19 protein-coding genes and 1 pseudogene are annotated in these 25,995 nt (G+C 41.7%); 9 read left to right on the forward strand and 11 right to left on the reverse strand.

Going from position 1 to position 25,995, the window contains the following annotated elements:
• The first annotated feature begins 126 nt into the window (after positions 1-126).
• Together AABK37_RS29050 and AABK37_RS29055 are read left to right on the forward strand one after the other, a co-directional pair.
• Positions 127-2,994, forward strand: coding sequence for a CHAT domain-containing protein (locus AABK37_RS29050; RefSeq protein ID WP_432554964.1), 2,868 nt, complete (start codon positions 127-129; stop codon positions 2,992-2,994).
• 12 nt (positions 2,995-3,006) lie between these two features.
• Positions 3,007-3,162, forward strand: coding sequence for a hypothetical protein (locus AABK37_RS29055; RefSeq protein WP_432554965.1), 156 nt, complete (start codon positions 3,007-3,009; stop codon positions 3,160-3,162).
• Here the strand turns inward: AABK37_RS29055 and AABK37_RS29060 are convergent.
• The 8 genes from AABK37_RS29060 to AABK37_RS29095 all read right to left on the reverse strand — a co-directional run bounded on the left by AABK37_RS29060 (position 3,148) and on the right by AABK37_RS29095 (position 14,357).
• Positions 3,148-5,268 (reverse strand): CHASE2 domain-containing protein, encoded by a 2,121-nt coding sequence (locus AABK37_RS29060; RefSeq protein WP_432554966.1) that lies wholly within the window; start codon positions 5,266-5,268, stop codon positions 3,148-3,150. The two genes, AABK37_RS29055 and AABK37_RS29060, sit on opposite strands and share 15 nt — an antisense overlap.
• A gap of 419 nt (positions 5,269-5,687) precedes the next feature.
• Positions 5,688-5,903, reverse strand: coding sequence for a hypothetical protein (locus tag AABK37_RS29065; protein ID WP_432554967.1), 216 nt, complete (start codon positions 5,901-5,903; stop codon positions 5,688-5,690).
• A gap of 115 nt (positions 5,904-6,018) precedes the next feature.
• Positions 6,019-7,782: an FAD-binding oxidoreductase gene (locus AABK37_RS29070; protein ID WP_432554968.1), complete on the reverse strand. Its 1,764-nt coding sequence runs from the start codon at positions 7,780-7,782 to the stop codon at positions 6,019-6,021.
• 442 nt (positions 7,783-8,224) lie between these two features.
• Complete coding sequence (locus AABK37_RS29075; protein ID WP_432554969.1) at positions 8,225-11,497, reverse strand: FHA domain-containing protein; 3,273 nt, start codon at positions 11,495-11,497, stop codon at positions 8,225-8,227.
• Positions 11,498-11,989: 492 nt separating this feature from the next.
• Entirely contained in the window at positions 11,990-13,120 is a 1,131-nt protein-coding gene (locus tag AABK37_RS29080; protein WP_432554970.1) for a DUF928 domain-containing protein, read from the reverse strand.
• A 451-nt stretch (positions 13,121-13,571) separates the two neighbouring features.
• Positions 13,572-13,871 carry a type II toxin-antitoxin system RelE/ParE family toxin gene (locus tag AABK37_RS29085; RefSeq protein WP_432554971.1) on the reverse strand — a complete coding sequence of 100 codons (300 nt, stop codon included), beginning with the start codon at positions 13,869-13,871 and terminating at the stop codon, positions 13,572-13,574.
• Positions 13,871-14,089, reverse strand: coding sequence for an addiction module protein (locus AABK37_RS29090; RefSeq protein WP_432554972.1), 219 nt, complete (start codon positions 14,087-14,089; stop codon positions 13,871-13,873). The genes AABK37_RS29085 and AABK37_RS29090 overlap by 1 nt, the downstream gene beginning before the upstream one ends.
• Positions 14,090-14,198: 109 nt before the next feature.
• On the reverse strand, positions 14,199-14,357 hold the full coding sequence (locus AABK37_RS29095; RefSeq protein ID WP_432554973.1) for a LysM peptidoglycan-binding domain-containing protein: 159 nt from the start codon (positions 14,355-14,357) through the stop codon (positions 14,199-14,201).
• A 247-nt stretch (positions 14,358-14,604) separates the two neighbouring features.
• Between AABK37_RS29095 and AABK37_RS29100 the strand changes: the two genes are divergently transcribed.
• Both AABK37_RS29100 and AABK37_RS29105 read left to right on the forward strand, forming a co-directional pair.
• Positions 14,605-15,624, forward strand: a complete 1,020-nt coding sequence (locus AABK37_RS29100; protein ID WP_432554974.1) for a molybdopterin-dependent oxidoreductase — start codon at positions 14,605-14,607, stop codon at positions 15,622-15,624.
• Positions 15,621-17,102, forward strand: coding sequence for an adenylate/guanylate cyclase domain-containing protein (locus AABK37_RS29105; protein ID WP_432554975.1), 1,482 nt, complete (start codon positions 15,621-15,623; stop codon positions 17,100-17,102). Before AABK37_RS29100 ends, AABK37_RS29105 begins: the two co-directional genes overlap by 4 nt.
• 34 nt (positions 17,103-17,136) lie before the next feature.
• On the opposite strand, the gene AABK37_RS29110 is transcribed toward AABK37_RS29105, so the two are convergent.
• The gene (locus tag AABK37_RS29110; protein WP_432554976.1) at positions 17,137-17,793 is read right to left on the reverse strand and encodes a restriction endonuclease subunit R; all 657 of its coding nucleotides are present in this window, start codon (positions 17,791-17,793) and stop codon (positions 17,137-17,139) included.
• A gap of 135 nt (positions 17,794-17,928) precedes the next feature.
• Between AABK37_RS29110 and AABK37_RS29115 the strand changes: the two genes are divergently transcribed.
• The 5 genes from AABK37_RS29115 (at position 17,929) to AABK37_RS29135 (ending at position 23,679) form a co-directional block, all read left to right on the forward strand.
• Positions 17,929-18,318: a hypothetical protein gene (locus AABK37_RS29115; RefSeq protein WP_432554977.1), complete on the forward strand. Its 390-nt coding sequence runs from the start codon at positions 17,929-17,931 to the stop codon at positions 18,316-18,318.
• A gap of 78 nt (positions 18,319-18,396) precedes the next feature.
• Positions 18,397-22,056, forward strand: a complete 3,660-nt coding sequence (smc, locus tag AABK37_RS29120) for a chromosome segregation protein SMC (protein WP_432554978.1) — start codon at positions 18,397-18,399, stop codon at positions 22,054-22,056.
• A gap of 59 nt (positions 22,057-22,115) precedes the next feature.
• On the forward strand, positions 22,116-23,102 hold the full coding sequence (locus tag AABK37_RS29125; protein WP_432554979.1) for a PRC-barrel domain-containing protein: 987 nt from the start codon (positions 22,116-22,118) through the stop codon (positions 23,100-23,102).
• A gap of 93 nt (positions 23,103-23,195) precedes the next feature.
• Complete coding sequence (locus AABK37_RS29130) at positions 23,196-23,339, forward strand: hypothetical protein (protein ID WP_432554980.1); 144 nt, start codon at positions 23,196-23,198, stop codon at positions 23,337-23,339.
• Between the two features lie 61 nt (positions 23,340-23,400).
• Positions 23,401-23,679, forward strand: a complete 279-nt coding sequence (locus AABK37_RS29135; protein WP_432554981.1) for a hypothetical protein — start codon at positions 23,401-23,403, stop codon at positions 23,677-23,679.
• Positions 23,680-23,767: 88 nt separating this feature from the next.
• Here the strand turns inward: AABK37_RS29135 and AABK37_RS29140 are convergent, their stop codons facing one another.
• Both AABK37_RS29140 and AABK37_RS29145 read right to left on the reverse strand, forming a co-directional pair.
• Entirely contained in the window at positions 23,768-25,198 is a 1,431-nt protein-coding gene (locus tag AABK37_RS29140) for a tetratricopeptide repeat protein (RefSeq protein ID WP_432554982.1), read from the reverse strand.
• A 285-nt stretch (positions 25,199-25,483) separates the two neighbouring features.
• A pseudogene (locus AABK37_RS29145) lies at positions 25,484-25,899 on the reverse strand (adenosine-specific kinase); the annotation flags it as partial.
• Positions 25,900-25,995 lie beyond the last annotated feature (96 nt).

Raw genomic sequence — 25,995 nt, forward strand, 5'->3', positions numbered from 1 at the left:
GCGTTTAACTCCACTATTCAAGCGTGATTATGCTAAAAGTCGAGTTGCTTAAAGCCAATTTTATATATGTCTAACTATATTTGACTATGTAACTTGGAACTATTTTAGGTTAGTTTAATATAATTTATGTCTAAAGTCATTATTCTCGCTTTTGCTCAAATAGCAGTCGTTAGTAGCACGTTTGCTTTAACTGCTGATGCTGCTTCTAAGTCTGAGATGAAGATCGAGATTAGTCAACAAAATCAGCAGTCTGGTAATGCTAAACAATTGTTGCAGCAAGGGTTGAAATTTTATCAAACAGAACAGTTTTCCCCAGCTGTGGAAATTTTACAACAGGCAGTTCAAGCTTTTAAAAGTCAGGGCGATGTTTTAAATCAAGCTTTAGCGTTAAATTATCTCGCATTAGCGTATCAGCAACAAGGTGATTTACCCCAGGCAAGTAAAGCGATCGCCGAAAATTTACTGCTACTCTCAAAAAATGAAAGAAACTCTCAAGAATATTTATCAGTACGCGCCCAAGCATTTAATACTCAAGGTCAGATTCAATTAGCTCAAGGACAATCAAACTCCGCTCTTGCCAGTTGGGAACAAGCAACTGCTCTTTACAGTAGAAATAAGGATAGTGCGGGAAAAATTGGTAGCCAAATTAACCAGACTCAGGCATTGCAAACTTTGGGACTTTATCGACGCGCTTTGATTACTCTAGACCAGGTAAATCAACAGCTGCAACAACAACCCGACTCTCTGCTCAAAGCAAATGGATTATTGAGCTTGGGTAATGCTTTACGAGTCGTGGGAGCTTTAGATATTAGCAGAGAAACTACTAGCATAAATAGCCTTGGGACTGGGCAAGCTATATTGCAAAGATTAGAAGAAAATTCAAAGACAATGCAATTCAGCCGAACCGGTTCGCTACAAGCTTTAGAACAAAGTTTGACAGTAGCCCAAAAACTGAATTCTCCAGAACTGGTGGCAGAAATTCAGCTAAATTTAGGAAACACTGCTCAAGCGCTGCGAAATAATACTGATAACGAAGAAGATACAACGCAACCGCTATCCAGTACTGCGAAAAATAAGGAATATTATACAACTCTAGCATTACAGTATTACCAAAAAGCTGCTGCGACTGCTGTCTCACCCACAACGCGACTGCAAGCACAACTAAATCAACTGCGCTTATCGATACAAACAAACAAACCAATTCCTGACCAAGTTTCCTGGAGGCAAATTCAATCTCAGCTTGCCACCTTAGCGCCTAGTCGCAAGATTATTTATGCGAGGATTAACCTGACCCAAAGTCTGGCTTGTCTGAAACTGAAAACAGTTCCAAGGGCAACGGCAACAAATTTACCTTGTCTGAGTGCGGATATCGAAGAAAATGAAGCACAAATCAGTGAAAAAAGCAAGGCTACGCCAATTATCATAGCTCAAGCATCGGAGACTCCGGAATGGCTTGAGATTGCTCAGATAGCAAAAACAGCAGTAGATCAAGCCAAAAATTTACAAGACAAGCGTGCTGAAGCTTATGCTTTAGGTACTCTGGGAGGAATATACGAACAAACTAACCAGTTAGCGATCGCTCAAACACAAACTCAGCAAGCTTTGACAATAGCTGAAAGTATTTCAGCACCAGATATAGGGTATCGTTGGCAATGGCAGTTAGGACGAATATTGAGTGCCAAAAAAGATCGCGATCGTATTGGAGCGATCGCTGCATATACTAAAGCTGTAGACAACCTCAAGTCCATACGTCGTGATTTAGTTGCCATCAATCCGGATGTGCAATTTTCTTTTGGACAGGGAGTCGAACCAGTCTTTCGCCAACTTGTCAGCTTGTTATTAGAATCTAAAGAACCCAGTCAAGACAATCTCAAGTCAGCCAGAGATGTAATTGAGTCACTGCGATTAGCTGAATTAGATAACTACTTTCGTTTAGCTTGTATTAACGCGCAACCCGTCCAGATTGACAAAGTGGATCAAAAAGCAGCAGTGATTTATCCAGTGATTTTGCGCGATCGCCTAGAAGTTATCGTTTCCGTACCTGACTTTTCTAACCAAACCAAGCAGACTTTCATTCATCGCACAATCGCTCTAGGCAAACAGGAAGTTGATTATACAGTCGATCAACTGCGGCAAAAATTAGAAACTCGCTCTACTAATGAGTTCAAGCTTCTATCGCAAAAAGTATACAACTGGATAATTGCCCCCATAGCATCTGAGTTAACAAATCGCAAAGTCGAAAACTTAGTATTTGTCTTAGATGCTCCATTGGGAAATATACCTATGGGTGCGTTATATGATGGTAAGCAATATCTAATCGAGAAATATAACGTTGCTCTCACACCAGGTTTAGAACTATTAAACCCCATACCGATCGCACGTACAAATCTGCGAATTATTGCCGGTGGACTAACCGAAGCCAGTCAAGATTTTCCAGCGTTACCGAATGTTCAAGTTGAACTTGATGCCATCAAGTCAAAAGTTGCCAATACTCGCGTGCTGTTGAATAAGCAATTTAACAAAGATGCCATTGAAGATGCCGTGCAGTCGTTAAGTGTGCCTGTAATTCACTTAGCAACTCATGGTCAATTTAGTTCTAAAGCAGAAGATACGTTTATTTTGACTTATGGCAATCGAGTCATCAACGTTAAAGATTTGAATAGTTTACTCCAAAGCAGAGAAACCAACCAGCGGGGTGCGATCGAGTTACTTGTTCTCAGTGCTTGCTCTACAGCAGCTGGAGACAAAAAAGCTGCCTTAGGAATTGCCGGAGTTGCTGTCCGCTCTGGAGCGCGTAGTACATTAGCATCACTTTGGAGTGTAGATGACGAAGGAACTTCGATCGTCATGCGTGAATTTTACACTCAATTAAAGCAACCTAATATCACTAAAGCACAAGCGATTAGGAAAGCTCAAGTTAGCCTGTTGACAAATCCTCAGTATGAGCATCCCTACTACTGGGCGCCCTATGTTTTGGTAGGTAATTGGTTGTAAAGGAAATGGGGAATGGGGCATGGGGCAGGGGGCATCGTCCAAGTGGGCATCGGGCATGGAAATTCGGAAACTTCTTTTTATTCCCATTGCCCATTGCCCATTGCCCATCGCCCAATTCCCATTGCCCATTGCCCATTGCCCATTGCCCTAAATTTACAAATCATCTAAACTTTGTAAAACTTCTTCTACCGACTGATATCGCCTTTGAAAGTCAAAAGCTACCATTTTGTCTAAAATATCAGCCAACTTTTGAGAAGTATTCTCAGCAAGATGTCGCCAAGCAAGTGCTGTTGTCGATTCTCGTTCGAGATTTTTAGCAAGTGTTCCAGTTAAAGCTTGAATGCCAATCATTCCAACAGCGTAGATATCGCTGTTTAATCTGGGATGTCCCATAAACTGTTCGGGAGGTGCATAACCCGCAGTACCCACCGCTACTGTGGCGTTTTCTGCTTGCATCTGAGGCTGAATTTGTTTAACTGCACCAAAGTCAATTAAAACGATTCTTTTATCTTCTTGCCGTCTAATTAAGTTGCTAGGTTTGATGTCTCGATGGATAACACCACGAGCATGAACAAACTTCAGTATTCGCAAAAGGTCTTTAAGGTTACTTACAACTTCAGCTTCTGGAATCGACTTTTTCGGGGTCAATTCTTCTTGGAGAGTTTGTCCTTTAATATACTCTTGTACTAAATAGAATTCCTGAGACTCTTCAAAATAAGCCATCAACTGGGGAATCTGATCGTGATGACCCAAAATATCTAAAATTTCAGCTTCAGTTTTAAATAGACGTCTGGCAATATCTAAAAATACTTCATCAGTACGAGCAGGTTGCAAGTGCTTAACTACACACATAGGCTTGCCCGGTCGATGAGTATCTTCAGCTAAATAAGTATAACTAAATCCCCCAGAACCAAGCAGTTCGGTGACTTTGTAGCGGTTGTTTAATAGTCTTTCTGGTTGTGAGCCATCATAAAACCCCGTCGGTATCTGGGTTGTGGAATTTCCTCCTTCTCTTAAAAGTGCTTGCAATAGGGAAATGTTTTCATCTTGCTCTTTAATCTGAAGTGCTATTTTTTCTTTTTCTTGCTTGTTTTGAAATGAGGTATAACCCAGAACGCCCACTGTTGCTATAATAAAGCCTAACGCTGGGGATGCTAAAGGTATCCACCCTGCCTGAATAAAGATAAGAAAACCGCTAAATAACAGTACTATTAAGGCAGCGGCACTCAAGAGTCCCAAGCGGAGTGGATGTTGAATGCGCCATCCGAGTATACCACCGGCGAAAGTCCATCCCCATATCCAGAGAATTTCACCCCATTCAGGTAAAAACCAAAATAGAGGTCGCGCTCCTGAAGCAGCATCGAGAATCTCGCTGATCATGTGTGCATGAATTGTCACTCCAGGCATTCTGCCAGAATCGTCCCGCTTGCCATTACTATAAGGTGTATTACGAATATCTTGGGAACTTGGTGCAGTCGAGCCAATTAAGATAATACGGTTTCTTACTAAACTCGGTTGGATGCGATCGCCTAGCACATCTGATATACTAACTTGTTGAGCGACGTTACTCTGCGATCGGTAGTTGAGCAGTATTTGAAAGCCACTAGCATCTATATTTTGATAACCACCTGAGTCAGCTTCTAAGCGTTTAAACAACGTTTTCCCTAATTGCATTCCCTCAGAAGTGAACTTTGGTTGAATATTTAAGTATTGAAGCGCCAATTGAAATCCAAAAGAAGCTGGAGTTTTACAATTTGACTTAGCGTCGGGTGTAACCACTAGTAAATTTCGCCGAATCAACCCATCTCCGTCTTCTGGGATATCAGCGAATCCTGCGTGTTGAGGTTCTACACCTATCGGTGGTGGTACAGATTCACCATTATTTGCACCCACTGTACAGATAGGTACAATGCGCGAACTATTTTTTATGCGTGTTAACAGCTTCTGATGACCGGGTTCAACTGGGCGATCGCGAAAGAAATCTAAACCGATGACTTTTGGTTGATAGCGCTCTAGTTTGGTCAATACTGTGTCTAAAGTTTCCCCAGTCGGCGATCCCTGGTTTAATTTTTGAATATCGTCTCCGCTAAATCCCACAATCAACAAACGCGAGTCTGGACTTAGAGGAGGACGTTTTTGCATCATCTGGTCGAAAGCTTTCAGTTCTACAGGCTCTAACACTCCCAACCGTTGAACTCCGACCAGCAACACACCTGTAATTAAACTAATCACAACTACGGGCTGTGTCAGCACATTTCTCAAGTTGGTAAGCATAAGCAATTAAAAATCAAAAAGACAAATTTATGATATGATTGGTGTTTTTATTAATATAATACCTTTGGGCGCTTATTAACTGTAATAAAAACATACCTACCGTCACAAGAGACGTTTTGGTGAACTACCTACACGCTCCTTTGCGGTGAGCGTGTAGGCTTCCCAATTCATTTCTCGTTGACGCGAAGAGAAACAGGGGAAAAAGTTTCCGGCTTGAAAGTGAAATTTTCCGCATTGCAAATTCGAGAGCGCAATTTATCGCGACTTACGCATAAAGTAAATTCCCGAAAAACCCCTTTCCCCCTTTTCCTTTCACGGCAGGTGCTACAACGGGGCGGCACGTTTTGGGGGGAAGCTTCCCCCCAAAAGCTGCCGAGTGGAAAATACGCAACGCACTGCCTCTCCTTTTCCCCTCTTTTTCATAGTATGCTTTGTGGTTGACAACCAGATGACAAGCCGATGAAACTGCCAATCAAAACTAAAATGCCAAACATCAACAATAAACCGCCGCTGACCTTGATAGTAATATTTCCATCAGGTCGAAGTTCTGACCGAGATTTATCGCTATTGATAACAAGAAAAATACCAGAGACAATTACGACAATTGCTCCCACCAAAAATTTATAGCAGTTCATAAATCCTTGCTTGTAAAAAAGTTGTTTTCTAAGATTTGACTAATTGAATTACACATTGGGCACGCTCGCAAAGATCGCACGATCGCATTGTCCCATTTCCCATTCCCCTAAAAATCTACGCATCAATTACAACTTTGCCAATCGGGTAAGAAATGCAAGTGAGAATATAACCTTCTTGAAGTTCGCTTTCTTCCAAACCTTCGGGTTCACCTTCTAACCTGACTTCTCCTTGTAGCTTGCGTTTCTTGCAGCTACCACAAACTCCAGCACGGCAACTACTGCGAATTTTCACTCCTTCCTGGTCAGCTAAATTCAGGATGGGTTCTTCGCCATCACAATCGACTTCTTTGCCTGACTTAGAGAAAACTACAGCAGTTTTCCCGGACGAGGTTGACTTGGGCAAGGTGGGAGTTGGTGTAGCGACTGATGCAGTAGCGGGAACACGATTACTACTGACATTTGATTCTGGATGTGACTGTGTAGACCAATTCCTCATCATATCAATCAAGCCAACAGCGGGGGTAACGTTTTCAGGTGTGCTGCTAGCGTTCGTTTGTTGTTTAGGCTCAACAGATTTGGGTTTTTTCTTTGGAGGTCCAAAGCTTTCTTCATAGTAGTTTTGCATGGGGAAGCTGATACTTTCGAGCATTTGTTTGGTGCTTTCCATGAAGGTATCTGGTCCACATACATAAACAGTGCGATCGCGATAATCTGGCGCAACAACTTGCAACATAGCTGGATCGAGTCTGCCAGTTAAACTTAACCAGCTATGACCCGGTTCATTGCGAGTTGTAGAGACTGCTAGATGAAAATTCGCATACCTCGCAGACATCATCTCTAGTTCATGCCGATAAATGATATCACGGGGGCTGCGAGCGCAGTGAAAAAAGATAATATCGCAATTAGCGCCGGTATCACATAACCACCGAGACATAGACATCATCGGTGTGATCCCACTACCCGCAGATATTAGCAAAAGTTTTTGCGATGGGTTGGCGAAGCAGGTAAACTTACCCAAAGGTCCATTGAGCTTGATAATACTACCCGGTGTTACGTTGTCGTGCAACCAGTTAGAAACTAGACCTTTTGGTGTATCGGGTTGACAACCAGCAGGAGCGGGGACACGTTTAACGGTAATTTCTAAGGTGTGGGGACGTGAGGGAGTTGAGGAAACGGAATAGGAACGCGATATCTCTTCGCCATTGATTTCTAAATCAAGGGTGACAAACTGACCTGGTTTGTAACTGAACAACACTGGAGGATCTGCCACGAAGCGAAAGGTTCTCACATCATGTGTTTCATCGATAACACCGATGCAGCGGACTGTTAAATCTCCTTTCGTCCAGCGCTGAAGGTCGGCAGGTTCTAACATCGCCACTGGCATATATTCTTGGGGAGGGACGACGACAGGAGCGACAAATGATGCTTCTACTGGTTTCGTCTCAACTTTTGCCGATGGAGCAAGTCGGTTAGCTATTTCTTGATTGTTTGATTGGCGGCTTGTTTTTTCTACCTGTGGTAAATCTACTATCGTGTCTACGTTGGAACTTGTTAAGAGTGAACTAATTTGTACAATCATCAAAAAATATCTACCGACTTGAATTAAGTCGTTAGCTTTGAGAAGATAATCTTGATTAATTTGGGCGTTTTCGCCATTAAGCCGCGAACCACAGCTGCTAGCAAGGTCAGCATAATAATAATTTTCATTTTTTTGAGAAATTTTCCCATGCATCCGGCTGACTTCGGTGCCGTCTAAAACTAAATCACAGTTCAACAAGCGCCCAATATAACATTCCTGATTGAGTTTTGTCTCTAAGTCTAAATCTACTTCTTGCAGTTGTTCTGGCTTTTTCGGATCTATTACTTTGATTTTAATCACGCCTATTTTCCTCCAAGAATGTTAGTTAAATTGTGCAATAACCCCAATCGCGAATTGATATTACAATCTCTATTACCTTTTACAGCTATTTCCTTAACCTTGCCAAGAAGTATCTACAGTCTAACTAAAGACAATTACGGAAAAACAGTACAAATAATGAACTGATTTTATTGATAGTTTATCAAAAAAGTCAGTTCATTATCTTAATTAACAGTTAATAGACTTGTCAGCGCTGATTAACTCTAATAAAAATGCTGCAACCATTGTTATAGAGACGTTCCAAACCGAATGTCTCTACAATTATGCGTGATTTGTTTTTTCTTGTGTATCAACATGAGCAATAAATTTTTCTTATGACAAATTAATTTTCTCATTCCTAGCACCCATTTTATGATAATCATTTTATTTGTGGTTGCGCTCAACAACGCAACCACAAATGAAATTAAATTTGGGTAACGGCAGCTATTTGCCCTAAACTTTGCTGAAGGCGAACACTGACCATTTTTAAGACATTCGTTGTCAGTAATGGGTCTTGTGAAAGTACTGCCTCGAAATCTTTTGCTTTGATAGCTAAAGTCCGAATTCTGACTTCACCTGCAACAATTGTTGCTGCATATTGGCTATGGGTCAACACTTCTAGTTCACCAATAGTTTGCCCAGACGAGATAATCATACCTTCACCTGTATTGCTGGGAAGTACTTTTGCTTCGCCATCAATTAAAACTATCAGTTCTTGGGCAGGTCTTCCCTCTTTGCAGATTTCTTGTTGAGGATGATAAATGCGTACTTCGCTATTACGTGCCAGTTCAATCAAAGCATTTGCCTTGATATCTTGGAAGAAGCTGCTGTCATAAAGCCATAACAGCTTTTCTAAAGTTCCTACAGATTCGGTGATTGTATTAAGCTGCAAAGGTCGCATTTCCCATTGGATGTGGATAACTAAATCATCTCCACTGCTAAAACGAACCAAATCTCCAGATTTCAGTTGTTTTTGCTGGTCGTGAATGTGTTCTTTACCAATGCGTAGACCGTTGCTGCTTCCTAAATCTTTAACGCTGACTCCTTTTTCATCGACATAGAATATAGCGTGCTCTCGCGAAACACGGTTATCGGGAATAACGATATCGTTTTCGTGTCCCCGTCCAACTTGAATTGTTGACTGCTGGAAAATCCGCTTTTCTGTGCGTCCGGTTGCTCTGACTTGAGCAACTAAAGTTGGTACATTAGCAGACCCATTTGCTTGGTGAGTTTGACCGAGAATTATTTGTGCTGTTTCTTGCACGAGCCAATCTTTATTTTGCTTGGCATCTAGCAGTTGGCGAGCTTCTGCAAAGGCAACAGAAGGATTAGACTGATGCAGGGCATAAAGACAGGCAGCTTGTACTAGAGGATCTACGTCTTGTAAAAGTGCAAGCAAAACATCATTAATTGCCTCTAGACGATGTGTGCGATTATCACCTAAGTGAGTAGGGGCAGAGTTAAAAGAATAAGATTGTGTTTGTTGCTCTGAGTAATTGGTGGTGACACCAGCTTGTGTTGACATCGATACAGGCTGAGTTAGCTGATCCTGTTGTCGTAATGAAGAGATGACTCTTGCACTCAAACGCTTTTGCCATCTTGACTGGTCATCGTTAGATTGGAGAATTTCTTCGATGACATTTGCTGCCAATACAGCTATTGAACTAGCAATATCGAGAGCTTGTGGTGAGTCTCCCAGCAATTCTAATATACGGAATAACTGGGTGGTAATCAGTTTTTTCTTTTCTTGTACGGCTTCTCGCAGCAAGACATAAACGGGTGCGTGCGGGTTTGGCACTGAGTTGTACAGCATTTGACCATGCACGGCTAAATCTTGCAGTTGAGTCAATAAAACTTCGGCTTTTTGTAAAAGTGGACCGTCTTGATGAAACATTTCTGCGAAGACTTGTTCGTGTTCGTCTGCTGTAATGGCATACTCTTGTCTCAATGCCATGATTTGCTTTTGCCTGCGCTCGATCGCTTCAAGCAAAGGTGTACCATTTTCTAGCAGTTCTTGAATTAGCAACTCCGATGCACGTCGATAGCCTTCGATTCGCAATCGACTTTCTCGACTGCGTTGTTTTTGGGGATCGAGTAGGGTATAATCTTCAATTCCCAGTTCTGCTAAGACGGCGTAATGTTCTTCATCGGTGACGTTGAGTTCTTTGCGCATATCTTTGAGAACTTCCAAACTTCCTGCGGAACTTACTTTTCCTTCTTCTAAAGCTTCGCGCAAAACTCCTTTATAAACTTGCACTCGATCTGCACGCTTAAAACTAGGTAGTACTTTGGCAAGAACGTAGACTTCATCGGGAATTAAATCTTGCAGCGAACGTCCTTCAAGTAGCTTTGACCAATCTACGGCTAGCTTGTTGAGTTGGCGACGCAAATTACTTGCCAGACTTTCGCGAGAATAACGCTCTGCGCTTCGCCCCCAGGTGCGATACAGCCATAGGCTGCTGATTAGGACGACAAATGCGTTGAATGTGATGATTCCCCAATATGGCAGTAATCTAAGATTTGGGCGACCACCAAAGAGAAAGAAGGCGTTAAAGGAGATAAATACACACAAGACAAAAGTGGCATGCAGTACTTGTTCTTCATTCAGGTATTTGTTTTTGCGTTTCAGATAAGCTCTATAAGCATTTTCTAGAAACTGACAGATAAAATAACTGCAGATCGCACAAACTGCTAAAGTCAAAGGTGCTGCTATTAATTTGGGAATCGGAATTGCTTGATTAAAAATGTAAAACCCTGGATCGAAGAGCGTGCTTAATTGCGCTTTTTCACGAGTCCATATACCAGAGTAGTAGTAGTCCCAGCTACCGGCGTACAGAAAGTAGAAGAAATAAAATCCGAACATTAGACCAAAGTAACTGTAGAAAAGTAGCTTTTGGTCTGGTTTGCTGATTCCTTCCCAGTATGAGCGCTCTGAGTCAATATCGATACAAGGAGATTGACAACTAACACAAGCACTTTTCTCTTTGCCAGAACTATCAACAGTCCTACAAGTTGACTGGGTGATGCTTTGGGGCGGCTTGTCGTGAGCGTCGCTTCCTAACAAGCCCCGTGGACCTGTGTAAAACATTTGTACAGGTGCCATTGGGCAAAAGTACTGACACCAGCTTTTCCCTTTAAAGAGAAAGCCTACACTAATGGCTGAGATGATGGTAAATAGCAAGAAAATCGCCATTGCGGTGCGATCGCTATTCACAAAAAGCAGGCGGATATTCAAGCCCAAGTAAAATAGACCAATTTGCATGAATAGGTAATTGCGACCCAGCCAAGACTCTTTTTCTACCCCTACCAATTCGTAACGAACGCTACCAGTATCTGGACTTACCAATTTGCGCTTGCGTTGAATTCCCAGCGATCTCGGAATTTGCGAGAAGAAAGATAACGGACAAATTCGCCGCCAAAATTCATGACCAAACAGCACCAAAATGATGATTCCTACCGGCAGAACCATTGCCCAAAATATGCGTGCCCCCATATAGTATGTCTCTTGCTTTAGACATACTGCTTGAAATTTGATACACTTCTCTGGATTGACATGAAAAGGGCTAATTGTATTACTAGGGTTTGTGATCAAGTGGGAAATTGGATCGTAAAATAAAGAAAATATTAACGTCAGCCAGCCAATTGCCAACAACCACCTGACGAGATGCATTTTTTTTTCTTCAACTTGACTAATCATCTGTTTTAGCTTTCTCTGAATATACAAAAAACAGTCATGATCAAAGCACGTGACAATACTTTCGCCAAATAAAGAGGGCTTTGTGTAGTAATGTTGTTATTTACCACAACTACAACTGCAACTTATTGACAAAAATTTGATTGTGTGCATGGAACCTTAGTTGATTTGCAGAACAGAAGTTAAGCATAAATGAGCTTTTCTTCTATATTCTTATTGGGTGTAGCACGCATGAACTTATGCAGTTTGACATAGATAGTATGATGCAGGATTTTAGGTAATACTAAAATTACAAGAGAGCTAGCATTGCTACGTCTCTAATCCAGATTCATACCTTAATTTAACAACGCCCATTTATCTACAACAGATGTGAAGTTCAGCGTTTTGTCGATCTCCTATGGAGAATAGCACCGGATAGCTCACTTCCAAAAAGCTTTTAACAATGAAAGTAAGACTTGAAATAATACTACAGCTTCTGGGAGAAAATTTCGGAAATTACTGCAATTTGCAACATTCTAATAATGGTGCGTTGCTAATTTCCTGTAAATCTACCGATCGCAGCAAGTCTTGCCAGTCAGTTTTTAATTCGGCATCATTAGGACGTTGGTGTCTTAACTGTGCTAGAAAAGTCAGGGCATCGGTGAAAGAGCCAGACGCTGCATAGATATTAGCACGCTCGCGCAAATTTGAAGACGCTAAATCTTTTTGCAATTTTGCATCCGGTGCTAGTCGAACTATTTCGCCTTGTACAACTAAGTCTCGGCTGCGCTCTTTTTGATCGCACACCGCTGAGAAAAACCAACGATAGATTTTGCCAACCTTCAGTTCTGGAGTTGAATTAGCAGGTACTACGCTGACAATTCCTGATTTCGCTGGAGTTTTAAAAGTTGCTTTATTAATTACCTCTTGGTTTTCATCTTGTATAACTAGTTCTAGTGCTTGAGCATTAGTTTGGGGAACGTAGAAAAATAATTGAGGATAAGAGAAAGTTGTTATTTGAGGACTTTCTAAGGGTGCAAGAGCAATAATTGGTTGATTGCTAGATGTGCAGGAATTTCCTCTCCTAGTTCCTGCTGATATTCGTCTACCTGGTATGCCTAATCTTGGTGGAGGACTAAATGTTATACTTCCACTCCTCTGTGTTCTATTGACGGCAGCACGGGACTCGTCTACTCGATCGCCAGATTGTTGATTATTACCCAAACCGATTACTGTTGGATTGTCTGGTAGTTTTTGCGCCCGCGTTCCTCCGGGGATCAATCGTCCGGGTTGCCCGAAGTCAAAGTTAGCGGGTATATATAAAATATTGCGTCTTGATTTGCTACCGAGTCGGCGATCGCGTTCGATATAACTTTTAATATTGCGAATAGCGATCGTTGCATATGTATCCCTCGGTCTTGCCTGTAATGCCTGTTGGAAATAATTTAAAGCAGCCTGGTAATTTCTTTGCTTTGTGGCATTATAACCCTGTAGCATATACTTGGTATAGTTGCTTTGGCTAGATTTCGCTTGCATCAGCATCATTGTGGGAACATCTGCTGGCATCTTGATAGAGCAGCCGGCAGGTAATACCAAGGCAACAATTGCGACAACGCTGATATATTTTGTCCGGGTTTGGTATTTCACGGCTGATGCGCTACTAGTAGCGCTACTGATAGTCTGTATTTTACTACAAAATTGGTTAAAGTCATTCCGCAATTACGCCTATGAAAATATCAAGGTGTAATTCCCGCCCTTTTTTCCGAATAGGACTTACGCACTTTTTCACGGACGGGACGAACCACGTACTGCTTTGCCGTTGCCGCAGGCTAGGCACGCTCGTACACGTTAAACAGTTTTGTTACATCAAGTGTTTAAATCTCCATTTGAAACAAAATTATAAATTTTAAATTATGTCCGCATGAATTGTCAAGCCGCGTAGCGGCAATTCATAATTAGTAATTCATGCGGACATAATTTCAATCAGTAGGGGCTTGTACCCACTACGCAATTGTTTTAGCTCATTAAAAATTTAGCTCAGGATTGAAACCCAATTTCCTTATGTCCGCATGAATTATGTCCGCATGAATTATTTGGGTCAATCATTTCGGCGTTGCCATTGTTGCGGATCGCGTTTAATGTGAAAACAGGCAGTAATCACAATTTTATCTTCTTCAATTAGGTAAAAAATTCCGTAGGTAAATCGACGAATCAAAGCGCGTCGCAGATCGCGATGTACCAAAGGATAACCTGAAAGATTGCGTCCCACAGAAGCTAGACAACTATCAACTGCACGTATAAACTCAAAACCCAATCCGGGATTGTGTTCTTCGTACCACTCAAAAGCCTCTTCGATATCAAGTTCTGCCTCTGGACTAATCAGTAATTTATAGTTCATTATGAAAAACCCAGTCTTTGCTTGATTTGTTCCCAGCTTGAACCCTGCATTGGGTTTTGGTAGTATTCTTCTAAACGTCGGTCTAATTCTTGCTGTTGAGCTTCACTGACACGAACCGACGCAGGTGTGGTGAGGATGCTATCCCATAAATCCTGGGCAAGTTGTATGCGCTCGGCTACACTTAATTGGGAAATGTCAACTTTCAATAACGAATGCATACTCGTCATACCAAGGTTTAATATATCTGAATATTCTACCTCTATGCAGATGCTATTTGTTTTGTTTTGTTTTTACGATCGCGATCGCACAGAACATTCCCGATCAAATTCACGCATCTAAATCGCACGGAATAAAAAGCACCATTCCTCTTTTCAGTACGATCGCATCCTGATTCGCTTCGTAAATTATCTGCCAATAACGGCGATGGCCATAAAATTTTTCCGCTATCTTCTCTAAGGTGTCACCATCTTCGCTTGTATAAAACATCAGTTTCTTTCCTGTGTAAAATTTTCTGATTTTAGATAGTTGTACGTTCTCTAAACTTAGGCACTCTAAATAATATCCCGAAGTAACCGACACTCTTGTGCGCTGGGTGCGGCGTTTAGCCCCAGGCTTCGGTGTCTGCGGGGATTTTGCGGGGGTTTTGCGAGAAATGAACCTAGACGAATTGCGATTGCGGTTTAAAACAGTAATACGATGCTAGGCTGTAAACCTGTAAAAAAGTATCGAGTCAATGCGCTTGAATCGAGATTTAGAAAAATTAATTTTGACGACGTTGTTTGTTTGCTTGGGGGGTTGTAAAACCAATCCAACGGATGCTCAATTAAAAGCATGGCGTATTGAAGCAAGCGATCGCAATGCTCAAATTGTGGCAGCTAATGCCAACAAAGAAAAGCCGAGTCAGTGGAATCTTGAAATCCAAGGTGAAACAGCGACGGGAAAATCTGTGGAATTAAATTGGCAACAACTACAGGTATTAGCAACCGAACAAGTGAAGACACCAGATCCAACTAATATCGTGCAGCCGAATCAGGTTTTTGATTTTCGTGGAATTAAAGTCGCTACACTTATAAAACAGTTCGGTGTTGCAAGCGATGTTTCGGATGTGACTTTTGTCTGCTTTGACTCGTATCATACAACAATACTATTGCAGGATTTACAAGCATACCCAATTATTTTGGCGATCGCTAAAAATAACAAACCAATTAAGCGCGATGAAGGCGGACCAATTTACTTAGTGTTTCCTTTTGCTCAGTATCCCCTACTCCGGCAAAAGTATAACGAAACAAACTGGGCATTTTACGTCAGCCATATGATAGTCGGTACCGAAAAAGCGCGAGTGCGTGTAAATAAACGCGAACTCAACTTAGCCGCATTGGACAAACTACCCCAAGTCACCATTAATCAAACTGTCGGCTATAGGTTAGGCTGGTCGAGTGGCAAAGTTAAACTACATGGAGTACGTCTGCGCGATGTCCTCAAATTGGTGGGTGAAAAGCTACCTCAACAGGGTAAAGTTAAGATTCGTGGTAAAGCGCGATTTGACGACGATGCAGCTAACTTAGTTCAGTTGAGTAGTAGTGAAGTGCGCGATTGCGATGTAATTTTGGCGACAAGATGGGGGAATGACCGCCAGTTAATTCCCGCGAGAATGGGTGGTCCGGTGACGCTTGCTTTTAGTTCTCAGTGTCCATCCAAAACCAACCAAACGCGCTGGGTAAAGTTTGTAGAACAATTAACTACAGCACAATGAAATTTTTTGCCTTTCGCTCGATTCGCACCCGGATTATGGCTGGGGCAACACTATTAAGTATCGCCCTTGTAGGGTCAGTAGTTTCGGTTTGGGCAAAAACTGAGAGTCACCTTTACCGTCAGGAAAAGCTGAATGAAGCCAAGTTATTTTCTAAGGTATTAAGTACTACTTTGTTTAGCAATCATCTGGCAGAAAAAAACTGGAGTCAAATCCGCCTAAATTTAGATTTGCTGATGAAGGAAAACGAAGACTTTGTATATATTCTGGTATCTGATGCGCGAATGGACAATCAGATTGTCGGTGCATCCCCCGGAGATTTCCAAGGACAGTATATTCCCGATATTGTCCCTTTAGAAGTGACAAATACTGCATTAAATGTATCGGGAAAGTCTAGTATTGTAGATACATTTGTTCTGCGGGATATTCAGTTTTTGGGCATGATGCGGGCGAAAAAAGGCGAACGCGTGATGGAAGTAGCTTCGGATATCCAGATGCTAACAGGTAAAAAGATTGGCACGCTGCGGTTCGGTATTTCCTTACGACAGGTGGATCGCGTTGTTGCTTATGCGGTAAATCAAGCGCTGATGGTAGGCGCTGTAGGACTTGGGATTGGTTTGCTGTCTGCGTATATTCTTGCAAGGCGTTTGAGTAAGCCGATACTTGAATTGCAGATGAGTGCAATCAAGATTGCCGCTGGGGATTTGCAACATCGCGCTCAAATACACAGTGTAGATGAAATTGGTATCTTGGCGGCATCATTTAATGAAATGACGGCTGCATTGCAAGGATCGTTTAGTAAGTTGCGAAGAACGTTAGAATCTTTTGAAAGATTCGTACCAAATAAGTTTATCAGCGCGATCGCTCCAGAGGGAATCGAAAATATTCACGTAGGTGTAGCTGTAAAGCGCAACATGACGATTTTGTTTTGCGATATTCGCGGTTACACTTCGATGTCTGAGGTGATGACACCATTAGAAACCTTTGCGTTTTTAAATGATTACCTGGCTTGTATGGGAAAAGCAATAGATGAAGCCGGCGGCTTTATTGATAAGTATATTGGTGATGCGATAATGGCACTGTTTGATGATGAAGCTACAGATGGGGCACTTAAAGCAGCGATATTGATGCAGTCAGCGCTATCAAAGTTTAATTATGAGCGAACTGCTTCGCAGCGCCAAGGGCGATCGCAAAACAGTTTACCAAAAATCGTTGTCGGAATTGGCATTCATCGCGGCGAAGTAGTCATGGGCACAGTCGGTTTTGCTTGTCGCATTGATTCTACGGTGGTGGGTGATGCAGTAAATATCGCTTCGCGCATTGAAGGACTAACTAAGCAGTATAAGTGTGGAATTTTAATAACAGAATCGGTGGTAAGTAGTTTAGAATACCCCGAATTCTTCGCGTTGAGATTAATAGATAATGCAGTCAAGGTGAAAGGTAAAGATGAAGCGATCGCTATTTACGAACTACAAATTTAATCGGTTTGTAGTAAACGCTGTCTTCGCTTTAGCGTTAATTACAACTAATATTGTATAGCTTGCAAATTGCTTTCAAAACTTGCAGTAGTTCAATCGAAGATTCCACACGAGTAATATCTAGTTTTGGCAGTAATTGATAAATTGGTGGATTTCCTTGCTGGATGTAGACAAACTGATAATCCATTCCGTTAGTAGTTAATCCCCAAACTGATGTTTGTTGTTCTATGCCTTTATAAGCATAAGTAAGCAATTGGGGTAAACCATCAAAGGCATTAAGGCTACTATTTTTCGCTTCAATCACCAATATCCAAAATGGTGTAGTCGTCGTTTTCCCTTGAGTCTTATTGACTGCCAAAATATCCATTCGTCCTTTGACGATTGTATCTTCATCTTCAACGGATATGTCAGCAATATTTTCTTCTAAAGTTATTTTAATCCTCGGATGATAAAAGCCTGCTAACTTCATCAACGGAGCCAGAAAAAGAAACTTTATTTGCCCTTCGGATATTTTACCTTCTGAGTAGTATTCCTGAAAGATATTCTGGATTTGCAACAGTTCTTGTTGTTCAAACTCTGTCAGAGATTCCAGAGATAGTAATGATGTAAATGAGTTATTGAGTTGCTGTTCAAATTTGAAAAGCTGCCGAACTTGTTTTAAGCTGAGATTTCTAGCGTCTAAAGTTGTAGTCATTGCTTAATTTCCTCTCATATTAAATGTAATTTTACAACCAGGCTTGGATAGAAGCAGACGTGAATTATAGATTTTTAGCCAGTATAGTCGGAAAGTTACTCTGCGTAACGCCATTAGCAATCAAGTCCTTTTCAGTTGCTTAGTACAGCATTTCATGAATACGATCGCGAATTAAATTTTGCACTCAAGAGTGCAATGCGATTGTCACCGGATACAATGCGATTGTCACCGGATACAATGCGATTGTTTCCCGATACAATGCGATTGTCACCGGATACAATGCGATTGTTTCCCGATACAATGCGATTGTTTCCCGATACAATGCGATTGTTTCCCGATACAATGCGATTGTTTCCCGATACAATTCGATTGTTTCCCGATACAATGCGATTGTCACCGGATACAATGCGATTGTCACCGGATACAATGCGATTGTCACCGGATACAATGCGATTGCCTCAAACTTTCTCCCCCTCTCCCCCTCTCCCTCCCAGAAAAAAGCCGCTGCAATGCAATAATTCTTAATTTACCCTAGCAAAATGTTGCGAATCTTGATTTAATTGATAGACTTGTAGCTTGTTAGCACAAGACAGATAGCGCCTTATGGTGCATATCAAGCGCGTTGAACTTACCAATTTTAAATCCTTCGGCGGTACTACTTCTGTCCCTTTACTGCCGGAGTTTACTGTCATTTCTGGTCCAAATGGCTCCGGAAAGTCTAATATCCTAGACGCGCTGCTATTTTGCCTCGGACTTGCGAGTTCTAAGGGAATGCGAGCCGATCGCCTTCCGGATTTGGTAAATAACACTCAAACGGGTAAAGGACGTTCTACTGTTGAAGCTAGCGTGACGGTGACGTTTGATTTAGGGGATGAGGATTTCTCACGCAAAGACGCATCGCAAAGTGAGGAAGATGGAGAAGAAGAACAAGCAATTCCCCACTCCCCCACTCCCCCACTCCCCCACTCCCCCACTCCCCCACTCCCTACTCCCCACTCCCCAAAAGATTGGAGTGTGACGCGCAGGTTAAGGGTTACTCACCAAGGTACTTATACGTCGAATTACTACATTAATGGTGAAGCTTGTACGCTAACGGAGTTACATGAGCAATTAAATGACCTGCGGATTTATCCTGAAGGTTATAATGTGGTGCTGCAAGGCGATGTTACCAGCATTATCTCGATGAATGCGCGAGAGCGACGGGAAATTATTGATGAATTGGCTGGGGTAGCGTCGTTTGATCGCAAGATTAATCAAGCTAAAGGTACTTTAGACGAAGTTAAGGATAAAGAAGATAGTTGTCGAATTGTTGAGACGGAGTTAACTGCACAACGCGATCGCCTTTCTCAAGATCGTGCGAAAGCGGAAAAATATCAAAAGCTTCGCACAGAATTTCTGGAAAAGCAATCTTGGGAAGCTGTGTTATCATGGCGTACTCTGCAAGCACAACAGGAAAGGTTAGCGAATCAAATTCAAGCAGGCGATCGCACTTCCACAGAAATCTCATCTCAATTAACAACGCTTGCTTCTCAAATCGCTCAAAAAACTGTTGAATTAGATGAACTTAATCGACTTGTCAAGGCGTTGGGAGAAGAGGAAGTTTTAGCGGTACAATCTACTTTGGCGACTCAAGAAGCTGAAAGAAAGCAACTTCAACGTCAGCAAAGTGAGTTAGAAGCTGCTTTTGAAGAAACGGCAAAACGTCTGGAACAACAAACGCAAGAAATTCAACAATATCAAGTTTCTTTGGGGGAATTCGCAGGGGAGCAAAATCAGGGGACGCAATTAATTGCGTCACTACAGCAAGAAAGAGATGAAGCGCGGCAATGTTTAGAAAATTCTCGTGAAGCTGCTGCGGAGATTGCTTCTGCTAGTGAAGCTTGGGTACAGCAACAAACTGCGTTAAACCGTCAAATTGAGACTTTGCTGCAAACTTTGGAACCGCAACGCACTGAACAAGCGCAACTTAGAGAACGCAATAATCAATTACAAGAATTAATTCAAGAACAAACTCTGTTAATTGAACGTGATGAACCTCTATTAGCAGAAAAGCAAGCTGAATGTACGCGACTGGAAACAGAATTTAATGCTTCGAGCGAACCGATTCAAAATTTAGCGCAAACTTTAACTGCGACAGATCAAGAATTACAAATTCAACAAGAAACGCAAAAGCGGTTACTTTCTGAACAACGTGAAAAACAACGTTCTTTAGATAAGTTAGAAGCGCAAGTTGCTGCACAGCAAGAAGTACAAGGAACTCAAGCAAGTAAAGTTATTTTACAATCGGGAATGCCGGGAGTGTGCGGGTTAGTTGTACAGTTAGGAAAAGTGGAACCGCGCTATCAACTCGCTTTGGAAATTTGTGCTGGTGGACGTTTGGGACATATTGTGGTAGAAGATGATAGCATCGCCGCAGCGGGAATTGAACTGTTAAAACAAAAGCGTGCGGGAAGAGCGACTTTTTTACCGTTAAATAAAATTCATGCATCTAAATATGTTCAAGATGCAACGCTGCGTTATGCGAATGGGTTCGTCGATTATGCGGTGAATTTAGTGGAATGCGATCGCCGTTATCGCGATATATTCAATTACGTTTTTGGTAATACGGTCGTGTTTGACTCGATTGAGCAAGCACGCAAGCAGTTAGGATTATACCGCATCGTCACCTTACAAGGCGAATTGTTGGAAACTAGCGGTGCGATGACTGGGGGAAGTAACACGCAGCGATCGGCTTTACGATTTGGTACGGTGGAAGCTGCGGAATCTGATGAAGTCATTGCTTTGAAAAATCGCTTAAATGAAATTGAGCGCGTTTTAGAACGTTGTGGTGAAGCGATAAATACTCTCTCAGCTAGGAGTAAAAGACTTTCGCAAGAGGTGACAGAGGCACGTCAAGCGAAAAGAGAACAACAACTGCAATTAGAGCAGTTACAAAAAGAAATAAAAACTTTGACGACGCAATTAGAAGGTATGCGATCGCAGCTTTCGCAAAACAGCCAAAAGTTAAGCGTTGCTCAAACCCGTTTGGAAATCTTAGATCGGGAATTACCTGGGCAAGAACATCAACTGCAACAATTGCGACAAGCGTTATCTGAGTTGGAAGCCTCGCAAACTCCGAGCGAATGGCAAGAAATTCAAGCGACGATCAAAACTAAAGAGCAACAATTGCAACAACGCGAAACAGCGTTAAGAGAAGCCGAACAAAGATTAAAAAATTTAGAAAATCAGCAGCAGCGTTTGCAAGAGAAAATCCAAGAAGGAGAACAGCGAATAAGCGAGTATCAAACGCAACAGACATCATGTAGAGACGCGATATATCGCGTCTCTACACAAATCACAGCAATTAGCACGCAAATAGCAGAAACTCGCGTGAAATTGAGTGAACTCGAAGCGAATTTAGGACAAGAGAAACAAAAACGCGATCGCACAGAACAAGAATTGCGATCTGCTTTACTGCGTCAGCAACAATTACAATGGGAGCTGGAAAAACTCCAAGAAACTCAACAAACGCGACGGGAGGAATTAGCCGCAGTTAGAGAGCAATTGCAAATTTTAGCACCAGAATTGCCTAGCCCTTTACCAGAAGTACCCGATAAAGTAGACTTAGAAGAATTGCAGAAAGAATTGCGATCGCTTGCCAAACGCCTGCAAGCGATGGAACCAGTCAACATGCTAGCGCTGGAAGAATACGAACGCACTTCACAGCGTCTTCAGGAACTTACAGAAAAGTTACAAACATTAGAAGGTGAACGCACCGAATTACTTTTGCGGATAGAAAATTTTACCACATTGCGGCAACGCGCTTTTAGAGAAGCGTTTGACGCGGTGAATGAAAACTTTCAATCAATATTTGCTACGCTTTCTGAAGGTGACGGCTATCTGCAACTTGACGATCCCGAAGATCCGTTTAGCAGCGGATTGAATTTAGTCGCACATCCCAAAGGTAAACCCGTACAGCGATTAGCTTCGATGTCTGGGGGAGAAAAATCCTTAACAGCGTTGAGCTTTATTTTTGCCCTGCAACGCTACCGCCCATCACCATTTTACGCCTTTGATGAAGTAGATATGTTTCTAGATGGAGCAAACGTAGAACGATTAGCTAAAATGATTAAGCAAGAGGCGCAACAAGCACAATTTATAGTTGTTAGTTTGCGGCGTCCGATGATAGAATCAGCCGAACGCACAATTGGCGTTACTCAAGCACGAGGAGCTTACACCCAGGTTTTAGGCATTAAGTTGCCATCAGACCATACATCGGCTTGATTTTTTGTTAATAATAATGTATATATTAACCGGATTCGAGATCGGGACTCGGCAAGCGAATGACCTCTGAACAAATAATTAGACGCTCTGATATTTTAAACACCCAGGTAATCACCCGCGACAACGCCAAACGGCTAGGAATCGTCAGTCAAGTTTGGGTAGATATAGACCAAAGAGAGGTTGTGGCTCTTAGTTTGCGAGATAGCCTGATCTCTGTTTCGGGTATTCCGCGCTACATGTACCTCAACAGCATCAATCAATTTGGCGATGCCATCCTAGTTGATAACGAGGATGTAATCGAAGATGTAGAAGTTGATCTTTACAGCAACCTGGTTAACTGGGAAGTAATTACAGAAACCGGCGAAGTATTAGGCAGAGTGCGGGGTTTCAAATTCAACGGCGAAACAGGTAAAATTTACTCAATCGTCATCGCTTCTTTGGGATTACCGCAAATTCCCGATCAATTCCTCAGTACCTACGAATTTCCAGTTGAAGAAATCGTCAGCACCGGTCCTAACAGATTGATTGTCTTTGAAGGTGCTGAAGAAAGGGTGAATCAATTATCAGTCGGTTTGCTTGAACGTCTCGGTATCGGCAAAGCACCTTGGGAACGCGACGCAGACGAAGCTTATGATTATCAGCCTCGCGCAGTCACACCAGACAAACAACTGCCCAGCGGAGTACCTTTGCAGCCACCCAAGCCAAAAGTTCGCACACCCGAACCGGTAGCGCAAGAATGGGACGAAGACTATATCGAAGAAGAAGTCCCCGTGCGTCGTGCTGTCGAAGCCAGACAGTATGAGTCAATTCAGTACGAAGAAGACGACGAAGAAGATAACTGGAGTGAAGCGACGGGTAAAGACAAATATCAAAAACCGATTAGTTACGAAGCCAAACCGGTCAACAACAAGCCATACACCGACGACTACGACGATTACGACGACGATTTAGACAGCGACGCTTGGGATGATGCACCAAAGCCGATAAATATTCCCAAGAAAGTTAAAGAAAGACAGCCAGAATACGAAGAAGAAGGCGGATATTAAGTTTTTTATCGTTCCCAGGCTCCAGCCTGGGAATGCCTTTTTAGAGGCTCTGCCTCTGTTTATTTTGCTCATTTATGCAGATTTCATCATAAATTGAATAGACGTTTTAACCATTCCACAAAGGCGATCGCTCTTGCCTTTGTCGTAAAGTTTTTCAAGCAGACAAGGAGTGAGGAGATAACTGGCGAACCTTCAACCCAAGCCGACGAGGAAAACGAGTCAGAATCTGACTCGTAATCCGGTTTATTCTTGCACCCCAAGTTAGGCTTGGGGCTTTCTTAATAAAAATGGTAGCACAATGTCTGATACAAGTATTATTCATCCCGACCACATTCGTATCATAGAGAAGAAGCCGCAAGGGTGGTTATTTAAAGCCTTAAAACCCTTTGTTACTTATCGACAAGTTGATGACATTAACGACATTGAAAAGTTGTACGGAATTACCAAGCAACAAGTAACGGTGGAGCTATTTCGTATCAATGGCGGCAAGCTTGGTTTTTATATCGCTGATTTACGTCACAAGCAATATTACTACTGCGGGACAGAAGCCGAAATGATTAGACCAAAGCTACTATAAATAAAAATTGGGCGTGTCGATCCACATAATTGAAGGCACTTTGAATCAATTCCAAATCTTGATTCACTAATGCACGTATATTACATAACTAAAAGTTTAAAATATCCAAAGATTCCTCTATTTCTAATTCTAAAATTCTCTCCCGCGCATCTTTGTGTTCTGCTAACTTTCCTTCTTTCCAATATAAATCTGTCGCTTTCTGAAAATCCTCAATTGCTAACAGCTTATCTCCTAAATCAGAACGAGCATTACCACGGTTGTAATAAGCATCGCCATAATTGTAATTAATCTTAATTGCTTGCGTATAATCTTCAATTGCTCCGGCGCGATCGCCTAAATCAAAACGAGCATTTCCCCGGTTATAATAAGCATCCGCATCATCAGGATTAATTTTAATTGCTTGCTCATAATCTTCTAATTCAGAACGAGCATTACTATCAACATAATCAGGATTAATCTTAATTGCTTGATTATAATCCTCAATCGCTCCCTGATTATCTCCTATATGAAAACGAGCATCGGCACGATTTCTATAAGCAACTGCATCATAAGGGTTAATTTCAATTGCTTGCGTGTAATCTTCAATTGCTTGTTCGTAATCTCCTAATTCATAACGAGCCAAACCAAGTTTATGGTAAGCTTTGGCATATTTAGGATTAATTTTTATTGCTTGATTGTAATCTGCGATCGCTTTCTCGTCATCGACTAAATAATAACGAGCTAAACCACGTTTATAATAAATTTCAGCATCATGAGGATTAAGTTGCAAAACTGCGTTATAATTATTAATAGCCGCTTCGTATTCTCTTTTTTTAAAGCATTCATCACCCTGTTTGACGTGAAGTTGAGTTAAATCTTCACTATATATATAATGTCGAAACTGATTTTTTTGCTGCTTAGAGAAATGATAATTTTCACCAGATTGCAACTGTTCTAAATAGCAATATAACCCACCACCATATAACAATTGCTCTATCCCAAATGAAATTCTACCAGTTTTCAGCTTAATCATCTGAGTGGGAAGAAACCCAGCGACAAAAAGGTGATATTCAGGTTGCGCTTCGTTGACTTCTTCTTGAATCAAAATACAGATGACAACGGCATTTTTTTCAACTTCTTCGGAACTAACTGACCATCTAACTCTCTCAATGCTGCCGTGACGCGATTTTACTTCGATACCGATCGCGCGATCGCAACTCAAGGTAAAATCAATGTTACCATCACCACCGAATCGTTTTTCATAATCTACTTCGGTGATAAAATCGGCTAAACGTTCTTTGACTACTTCTTCACCCAGTTTTCCTTTCAGATTGTTGATAAAAACATCTCTAACTGGTGAGGTACGTTTATATTTTTCTGCCATTAACCAGCAGAAATCTCGTAATGATTTTAATCTTTCTCCAGAAATTATTGTCAATTCACTATATTGACCTTCGGTTTGACAATGCAGCAAACAACCGGATGACAACCTTTTGATAAAATCTGACTGTAGCGATCGCAGTAGGGTAATCCAGTCCATGCGTGATTTCTGCGATTTTTATGAGATTATCTTATTAAAATATCAAGTCGGCTTTCATTTTTCAATTAGCTTTGAGTAATTCTATTTTATTAAACTAACCGCAGAGGCTCAGAGAGCGCAGAGAAAAGCTCATAAGTTGTCTTAGGTTAGCATATGAACAGAATTATTTAAAATAAAGTCGCAAAATTTAACTTTCTCACAATAATAAAAAACCGTCACCTTGGTAGAGACGTGACAATGGAACGTCTCTACAGACGTGACAATGGAACGTCTCTACAGATTATATTACAATTTGTAACCAATTTGACGTAGGAAATCCTGACGCGCTTTGACTTCATCGGCATTTTCTACTCCTCTGGGGGAAAATCCATCGACAACACCTAAAATCCCGCGTCCCTGTTCTGTTTGTGCGACAATCACTTCTACGAGATTTGCTGTCGCACAATATATATTGCAGACTTCCGGACACTGCTTGATTGCGTTTAAGAAGTTAATTGGATACGCTTGTTTCAGTAAAATTACGAAACTGTGTCCGGCAGCGATCGCGCTTGTGCGTTGATATTTGCTATTTGTTGAAGATGGCGATCGTTACCCGCTAATCTAATCAAGCATGATTGAGATGCTTCACAAAAAGCAATGCCAAATTTAACTTGAGGCGAACTTGCCACCATTATCTCATATAAATCTTCGACTGTTTTAACTTAAATGTCGCGGAATTCCCCATCCGTCTGCACGGTGGGGATGGATAGCGACCAACAAACAAAACGCGTTCGCGTTGGCGTTCGCCCTTGGCGTTG

It is taken from the genome of Tolypothrix sp. VBCCA 56010, from assembly GCF_050875635.1.
Classification (GTDB): domain Bacteria; phylum Cyanobacteriota; class Cyanobacteriia; order Cyanobacteriales; family Nostocaceae; genus Hassallia.